This window comes from Polaromonas sp. P1_G2, assembly GCF_056405515.1.
Map to the genome: position 1 here is coordinate 1 of NZ_JBFUBY010000203.1, position 7,473 is coordinate 7,473.

The following is a 7,473-nucleotide window of genomic DNA, read 5'->3' on the forward strand; positions in this document are numbered from 1 at the left end:
CAGCAGTGCCCTCCAGCCGCGTGGTGCTGCAGCAGTGCCCTCCAGCCGCGTGGTGCTGAGGGCGACCGCGCGCGTGCCCAGCATCAGGGTCCAGTCGGCGGCCGGTTGCCCGGCGGCATGCAGGTGATGCAGCAGGCCGGCCGCGCCCAGCAGCGGGTGGCCGGCGAAGTCGAGCTCTTCCTCCATCGTGAAGATGCGCGCTTCGAAGCGGCTGCCGGGACCGTCGGGCGTGCTGAAAATGCTTTCGAACTGCCGCATCTCCACCGCCAGTCGCTGCATCGCGCGCGCCGGCAGCGGGCTTTCGGGCAGGAAGACCGACAGGCCGTTGCCGGCCAGTGCCTCATGGGTGAACACGTCGACCTGGTAGTAGCCCAGGCCCGGGAAAGATGTCATGCTGGTTTCTCCTGGGGACCGCCCGGCGATGGCGGTCGGCAGGGGAATTATCGGGGGCGCTGTGATGAACGCCCGTGTGGCTCAGATCCCGAGAATCTTCTTGGCGCCGCCCAGCGCCTTCATCGAGTCGTCGTGCTTGCCTTCCTTGTGGAACTTCTCGCCATCGGCGCGCAGTTCCTTGACCTTGCTCATGTCGGCGGGCGACAGCTTGGGGTTGGTCATCAGCTTGGCGTCTATGGCCTTCATCTCGTTGGGGCAGTTATGGGCAAAAGCCAGTGAGGAAGTGGCAAGTGCCACGGCGGCAATGATGAGTTTCATGCGAATCTCCAGGCTGCGTCAGAAGATGCTGACGCCAGATACTAGCAAGCCGCGAGACTGCTCACAAGGGCGGTTGCCCGCAGCGCCGGCTAGCCAATCTGCAGCTGGGAATCACCGATGAAGCGGTAGTCGGGGATCTCCAGGTTGGTCGGTGCCGGCACGTTTTTCACCACGCGGCCGGCCAGATCGAAGCGGGAGCCGTGGCAGGGGCAAAAAAAACCGCCGGGCGCATGCAACTCGGCGTTCAGCGCGCTGTCGTCCAGGCGCAGGCTCGGGGAGCAGCCCAGGTGCGTGCACACCCCGATCGCCACCAGGAGTTCCGGGCGCTCGGAGCGGGTCGGGTTGGCGCATGATTTCGGTTGCTCGGAGCGCTTGGACTGCGGGTCCGCCAACGCCGGGTTGGGCTGTTGCAGCGCGCGCACCATGTCATCGCTGCGGCGCATCAGCCAGACGGGTTTGCCGCGCCAGGCGACGGTGCGCAGTTCGCCCGTCGCCAAGGTGGAAATATCCACCAGCACCGGCCCGCCTTCGGCGCGCGCCGCTTCAGAGGGCGCAAGGCTGGCCGCGAAGGGGTAGGCCGCGGCCAGCAGGCCGGCGCCGGCGGCGATACCGGTTGCCGCCGCCAGCAGGTGCCGCTTTTCGGCATCCTGCAGCGTGCCGTCGTCTATTGCGCGTACCAGTTCGGTGAGGGTGCGCATGGTTTGCCTTTTCAGAATGATCAGGTCCGGCGTGTCACGGCCTGGTTTTATCCGCGCCCGCGGCCCAGAGAAACACTTCCCTGGAGGATTGACCCGCCTTCACGTCCACTTTCCGGTGCAGGGTCTGGCCGGCCAGTGTGGCCTCCACGGCATAACTGCCTGGTGCCAGCCGCGCCAACAGGAAGGGGCCTTCGGACGTGGCTTGAAGAACTTCCTGGCCCCGGGCGTCGCGTATCCGCACCTTCACGTCAGCGGCGAAGTCGGCGCGCTGCTTGTCCTGGATGGCGAATTCGAGCGCTAGCGGCCACTGCGCGCTGGCCTGGCGCATCGCCGCGGATTCGTCGGCGCCTATGCCGCCGCTCAGGTATTCAACCGGGCCGCTGGTCTGCACCGGCGGCAAGGGCGCGCTGGCCTGGGCCAGCACAGCGCCCGTTACGAGGGTCACCAGCGCACCGAGGACGGCCACAGAGGTGGCCTTGCGTGTCAAGGTTTTCATTTCAACAGGCTCCTTCCGCAAAAAGGGTCGTCACACCGTATCAGGCTTTGCGCGCCGGGTGTTCCATGCCGCTGGAAACCATTGTTCGCGGGTCGGCTTAGGCCGGCCTTAAGCGTAGAAAGGGCTCGGGAAGACGCGCCTAAAATCCCGACTGGTTTGCTTGCAGCCGCAAGCCCGCCGTGTTCAAACCCCATGCTCCTTAAATCACCTGGACCCGCCACCCATGTCCCTCGAAGTCATTGAAGCCCAGACCGGCGACAAGCCCACCGCCACCATCCTGATCATGCACGGCCTGGGGGCCGACGGGCGCGACTTCCTGCCGATCGCCGAGCAGCTCAATCTCTCCAGCGTGGGTGATGTGCGTTTCCTGTTCCCGAGCGCGCCGTCCATCCCCGTTACCATCAACGGCGGCTACGTCATGCCGGCCTGGTACGACCTGCTGGGCGCCGACCTGGTGAGCCGGCAGGACGAGGCCGGGCTGCGCAAGTCGCAGGCCGACATCGAGGCACTGATTGCCCATGAAACATCGCGCGGCATTCCTGCAAGCCGCATCGTGATCGCGGGCTTCTCGCAAGGCTGTGCCATGGCCTTGATGACGGGCCTGCGCCACGGCGAACGGCTGGCCGGCATCGCAGGGCTGTCAGGTTACCTGCCGCTGGCCGACAAGACCGCCGCCGAGCGCAGCGCCGTCAACCRGGATGTGCCGATTTTCCTGGCCCACGGCACGCGCGACGGCGTGGTCGTACTGCCGCGCGCCACCGCCACGCGCGATGCGCTCACGGCCATGGGCTATCCCGTCGAATGGCATGAGTACGCCATGGAGCACTCGGTGTGCCCGCAGGAGATCGTCGACCTCGAGAAGTGGCTGTTAAAGGTCTTGGCCTAAAAAGGACAAACGCTCAGGCCGGCTGCGCGCCTCGCGCATCCCGCGCCATGCGCCGCACGCGCCACAGCAGGAAAAATGCGATGCTGAAGTTCAGCAGGTTCCAGGCCACGCCGTTCAGAAAAGCCGCGTGGTAGGAGCCGGTCAGGTCGAACACCTTGCCCGACATCCAGCCGCCCAGCGCCATGCCCAGCAAGGACGCCATGATCACCGTGCCCACGCGCGCGCCGGCCTCGGCGGGCTCGAAGTATTCGCGCACGATGATGGCGTAAGCCGGCACGAGGCCGCCCTGGAACAGGCCGAACAGCGCGGCAATGACGTAAAGAGACACCAGCCCGTCAAAGGGCAAAAACAGCAGCAGCGCGATGCCTTGCAGCACCGAGCCCAGCATCAGCGTGCGCAGCCCGCCTATGCGGTCGCAGATCGCGCCGGACACCAGGCGGCTGACCACGCCGCACGCCAGCATCAGCGACAGCATCTCGGCGCCGCGCGCCGCGCCGTAGCCCAGGTCGGTGCAGTACGACACGATGTGCACCTGCGGCATGGCCATGGCCACGCAGCAGGCCACGCCGGCCACGCACAGCAGTGTTTGCGCCGAGCCCGGCGTCAGGCCGAAAGGCATGCTGCTGGTCGTGGCCGCCAGGGCGCTGTTGCCAACGCTGGAGGCCACGGCCACCGGCGGTCGCTTGCGCATCAGCAGGGCCAGCGAGGCCATGGCCACAAAGCTGAAAATGCCCAGGCCCAGGTAGGTCTGCCGCCAGCCCACGCTTTCCACGAAGTGCTGCACGATGGGCGGCCAGATTGCACCACCCAGGTAGTTGCCGCTGGCGCAGACCGCCACCGCGAAGCCGCGGCGGCGCACAAACCACAGGGAGGTGTCGGCCAGCAGCGGCGCGAAGGTGGCGGCCGAACCGAGAAAGCCGATCAGCAGGCCATGCGCCAGCGAGAACATCCACACATTGGTGGCCATGGCCGCCAGCGCAAAACCCAGGCCCAGCCCGCACGCGCCAATCAGCAGGGGCACCATCACGCCGAAGCGGTCGGCCAGGCGCCCCATCATCACGCCGCCCACGCCGAAACCGATCATCAGCAAGGTATAGGGAATGGACGCATCGGCGCGCGAGACGCCGAACTCGGCCTGCACCGCGGGCAGCACCACGGCCACCACATACATGCCGCAGGCGCCCACCGTCATGATGGCCAGCGTGACCATCAGCCGCATCACGGCATAGCGGGAATCGATGAGGGAAGAGGCGGCCTCGGGGGCGTTGCTTGTGGGGGCGGTGGATGGAGAGGGAGGGCTCATCGGCCTAGCGTACACCAGTCGCTGCCGCGCCGCAGGGGCGAGGCAGCGCTGCAGCCCGATACCTATGCGCAGGCGGCTTCGCCGGCCTGCACGCGCACCCGGCCCACTATATTCATGCACAGGGTGCGGGTGTAGCTGCTGTTCTTGCCCAGCGAGCCTGGCGCCTGCACCAGCCAGCGACTTTGCAGGCCCACGGCTCGGCCGGTGGCGTCGTAGCTGATGTGGTTGCGGTTGTTGACGGGGCTACCCGCATTGTTGACCGCCAGAAAATTGCCGGTGTTCGCGAAAGCCTCCTGCACCCGAACCACGGTGTCGATGGCGCTGTCGAATGCGCCGTCGCCGTCTTCGTCCCAAAAAACGACCCAGCCTTCCTTCCAGCCGCCGGCGGCAAGGCCGGTTCCGGTGGAGCACTTGGGTGGCTTGGCCGCCGGATCGGCGCTTCTGCAGAGGGTGACGGTTTTCCCGCGCCGCATGGCTTCGCCGCGTGCATAGCGGGTGTCAGAGACGAAGGCGTTGACAGTCCAGGAGATCCGGGTGCTGGCGACCAATCCAAGGAAAGAGGGAATCGCAAAGCCCGCAACAATCGCGATGATGGCCAGGACCACCAGCAGTTCGATCAGGGTAATACCGCGCGGAAGCGGGTGCGCTGCAAAGCGGTGCGCGCCGGTGCCCGGTGGCTTGGTTCGTGAAGGGGGTCTGCGGGGGATTTTGGATGGGGTCGCGACGGGGGCGGCCACAGCCTGGTGCTGCAAATTCATGGCGGCGGGTCTGGATGTTTTTTGGGAACATCTGGACCGTACTGGAGGCCGCCGCGTATGCGCGGGTCAATTGTCCGCCGCTGGACTTTGATTGCTGAAAATAGTGCGCGACGTCATGGCGCCGTGGAGCGGCGACGGTTTTGCGCGAATTTTGCCGGCGCGCCGCATGGATGCGGCGGGCTGGCCGTTCCTACAGCGGCGAAGGCTGCGTGGCTTCGTAGCCGACGGGTGCAGGGTTGCCATCAGCCCGCATGCCCAGTTCCTGGTCACGGATGCGGAAGAGGCGCTCAAGATCCTTCATGGCGTCGCCATCAGGCGCCGCGGGTGCGCGCTGGGCGGCCGCTTCGGCGGATGCGGCCGCCGTGGTGTGCTCAGCCTGTGGCGCCTGCGCCTGGCCCAGCGACGCGGGGATGGGGGCTGCGGCGGCTGCCGCAGTGGCCGCGCTCATGGGTTCGAACAATGGAGCGATGGGCTGGACAAGGGGCTGGGCGGGGCGGACCGGCCGGACTGGGGGGACGACCGGGTCGGCCCAAAAGGATTTGTCGGGCATGCTGCGGTGCGGGCAGGTTTGCGCCACGTCCAGCTGCCATGAAATGCCGTGCAGCCACTGGCTGGCCTGCGGCTCAAAGCGGGTGATCTCGACCATGAGCGCATTCTGGAACGCGAAGGCGTAGTCCATCAGGCGGGCGTCCCATTCCCGCACGACCAGGCGCACATACATGCCCGGTCCCCTGCTGCGGCTGTTTACCAGCAGCATCTGGCAGTCGATCCAGCGCGGCGGAATGCCGTATTTGCGCAGCGCGTCGCGCAGCAGCACCTGCACCAGCTGGCGGCGCGTGGCGTTGTCCGAACCGTCTTCAATGGTCAGCGGGTTGTCCCGGCTGGAAGCGGGCGGGCGTTTGGCCGAGGTCCCATGAGGTGACCCGCCAAACAGTTTGGTTATCAAATTTTTCATTTTTGGTGCGGCTCCTCGCAGTTTGACCCCAACTCTTCCCTCGAAAAACCGGTGAGTCTGGAAGCGTATGAAGTGAAAACAGAGGTGTTACTGAATGTTTTTTATCGTCGTCCAGCTTGACTGACAAGTCAAGGAAGTTTCAACAAGTTGGCGGGAAGGCGTCGCTCGCTTTCCACATCCAAATGGCTAAAGTGTGGATTTGTGCCCGAAACGGAGATGCATGGCCGAAATCCGGCCGGCCTGCCGGCGGGGTCGCCAGACCCCACCCGGCCTGTGCTGGCAAGCCCGCCCGTGCCAGCGTAAAGCGGCGGGCTGTGATAACTTCCACGCCAATTCAAGAACCTGGGGGAATGACGATATGACCAAGTTGCAGGCGCCTGCGGGCGCGCTACAGGGCCGCCTGAAAGCGCTCACCCCCGCCCGGCTCAAGGGCATGCGCCGCGGCATCGAGAAGGAAAGCTTGCGCGCCCAGCCCGGCGGCGGCCTGGCCCTCACGCCGCATCCCGCCGCCCTGGGTTCGGCCCTCACGCACCCGACCATCACCACCGACTTCAGCGAGTCGCAGGTGGAACTGGTCACAGGCGCCCACAAAAGCCCCGAAGCCACACTGCAGGAACTCACGCAACTGCACCAGTTCACCTACAGCACCATGAAGGCGCTGGGCGACGAGATGCTGTGGGTTTCCAGCATGCCCTGCGGCCTGCCGACCGACGAAACCATCCCGATCGCGCGTTTCGGCTCGTCCAACGTCGGGCGCGCCAAGAGCGTCTACCGCATGGGCCTGTCGCACCGCTACGGGCGGCGCATGCAGACGATTTCGGGCATCCACTACAACTGGTCGCTGCCCGACGTGAGCAGCGAGCAGTACTTCGCGCTGATCCGCAACTTCCGCCGCCAGGCGTTTTTGCTGCTCTACCTGTTCGGCGCCTCGCCCGCCGTGTGTTCGACCTTTGTCGCCGGCCGCCAGCATGAGCTGCAGACCCTGAGCGACAGCACCATGTACATGCCGCACGGCACTTCGCTGCGCATGGGTCGGCTGGGCTACCAGAGCGATGCGCAGGCCTCTCTGGCCGTCAGCTACAACAGCCTGGACGGCTACGGCGCCTCGCTGCAGGACGCGCTGACCCGGCCTTACCCGGCCTACGAGGCTGTCGGCATCCGCAACCCGGGCGGCGACTACAACCAGCTGGCCACCACGCTGCTGCAGATCGAAAACGAGTTCTACGGCWCCATCCGCCCCAAGCGCGTCATCCATCCCGGCGAGCGCCCGCTGCATGCGCTGCGCGAGCGCGGCGTCGAATACATCGAAGTGCGCCTGATGGACCTGGACCCGTTCGAGCCGGTCGGCATCAACGCGCAGACCATGCGTTTCCTCGATGTGTTCCTGCTGCACTGCCTGCTCAGCGACAGCCCGAAGGACACGCCGCAGGAAATCGCCGAGCTCAAGCACAACCAGCACCAGACGGCGGCGCGCGGCCGCGAACCCGGGCTCAAGCTCAAGCGCGGCGGGCAGGAAGTCACGCTGACCGGCTGGGGCGCCGAGATACTGGCCCAGTGCGCGCCCAYCGCCGCCGCCCTGGACGCCGCGCACGGCGGCACGCAATACAGCGACACATTGACCGCCGCCAGCGCCGCCTTGCTCGACCCCTCCACCTTGCCCTCGGCC

9 protein-coding genes are annotated in these 7,473 nt (G+C 66.3%); 2 read left to right on the top strand and 7 right to left on the bottom strand.

Features of this window, described 5'->3' with window-relative positions:
- The 4 genes from AC1D0P_RS18340 to AC1D0P_RS18355 form a co-directional block, all read right to left on the bottom strand.
- Nucleotides 1-393: PhzF family phenazine biosynthesis protein (locus AC1D0P_RS18340; RefSeq protein WP_477678062.1), on the bottom strand; the 393-nt coding region annotated here is incomplete at its 3' end.
- 81 nt (nucleotides 394-474) lie between these two features.
- Entirely contained in the window at nucleotides 475-711 is a 237-nt protein-coding gene (locus AC1D0P_RS18345; RefSeq protein WP_436153857.1) for a hypothetical protein, read from the bottom strand.
- Between the two features lie 89 nt (nucleotides 712-800).
- Nucleotides 801-1,409 (bottom strand): ubiquinol-cytochrome c reductase iron-sulfur subunit, encoded by a 609-nt coding sequence (gene petA, locus AC1D0P_RS18350; RefSeq protein ID WP_477678063.1) that lies wholly within the window; start codon nucleotides 1,407-1,409, stop codon nucleotides 801-803.
- A 34-nt stretch (nucleotides 1,410-1,443) separates the two neighbouring features.
- Nucleotides 1,444-1,905: a carboxypeptidase regulatory-like domain-containing protein gene (locus AC1D0P_RS18355; RefSeq protein WP_477678064.1), complete on the bottom strand. Its 462-nt coding sequence runs from the start codon at nucleotides 1,903-1,905 to the stop codon at nucleotides 1,444-1,446.
- 223 nt (nucleotides 1,906-2,128) lie between these two features.
- Here AC1D0P_RS18355 and AC1D0P_RS18360 point away from each other — a divergent pair, with 223 nt between their 5' ends.
- Nucleotides 2,129-2,791: an alpha/beta hydrolase gene (locus AC1D0P_RS18360; RefSeq protein ID WP_477678065.1), complete on the top strand. Its 663-nt coding sequence runs from the start codon at nucleotides 2,129-2,131 to the stop codon at nucleotides 2,789-2,791.
- A 13-nt stretch (nucleotides 2,792-2,804) separates the two neighbouring features.
- Here the strand turns inward: AC1D0P_RS18360 and AC1D0P_RS18365 are convergent, their stop codons facing one another.
- The 3 genes from AC1D0P_RS18365 to AC1D0P_RS18375 all read right to left on the bottom strand — a co-directional run bounded on the left by AC1D0P_RS18365 (nucleotide 2,805) and on the right by AC1D0P_RS18375 (nucleotide 5,807).
- The gene (locus AC1D0P_RS18365; RefSeq protein ID WP_477678066.1) at nucleotides 2,805-4,094 is read right to left on the bottom strand and encodes an MFS transporter; all 1,290 of its coding nucleotides are present in this window, start codon (nucleotides 4,092-4,094) and stop codon (nucleotides 2,805-2,807) included.
- Nucleotides 4,095-4,156: 62 nt separating this feature from the next.
- Nucleotides 4,157-4,852, bottom strand: coding sequence for a GspH/FimT family pseudopilin (locus tag AC1D0P_RS18370; protein ID WP_477678067.1), 696 nt, complete (start codon nucleotides 4,850-4,852; stop codon nucleotides 4,157-4,159).
- A gap of 190 nt (nucleotides 4,853-5,042) precedes the next feature.
- Nucleotides 5,043-5,807 (bottom strand): hypothetical protein, encoded by a 765-nt coding sequence (locus tag AC1D0P_RS18375; RefSeq protein WP_477678068.1) that lies wholly within the window; start codon nucleotides 5,805-5,807, stop codon nucleotides 5,043-5,045.
- A 358-nt stretch (nucleotides 5,808-6,165) separates the two neighbouring features.
- Between AC1D0P_RS18375 and gshA the strand changes: the two genes are divergently transcribed.
- Nucleotides 6,166-7,473: glutamate--cysteine ligase (gene gshA / locus AC1D0P_RS18380; protein WP_477678069.1), on the top strand; the 1,308-nt coding region annotated here is incomplete at its 3' end.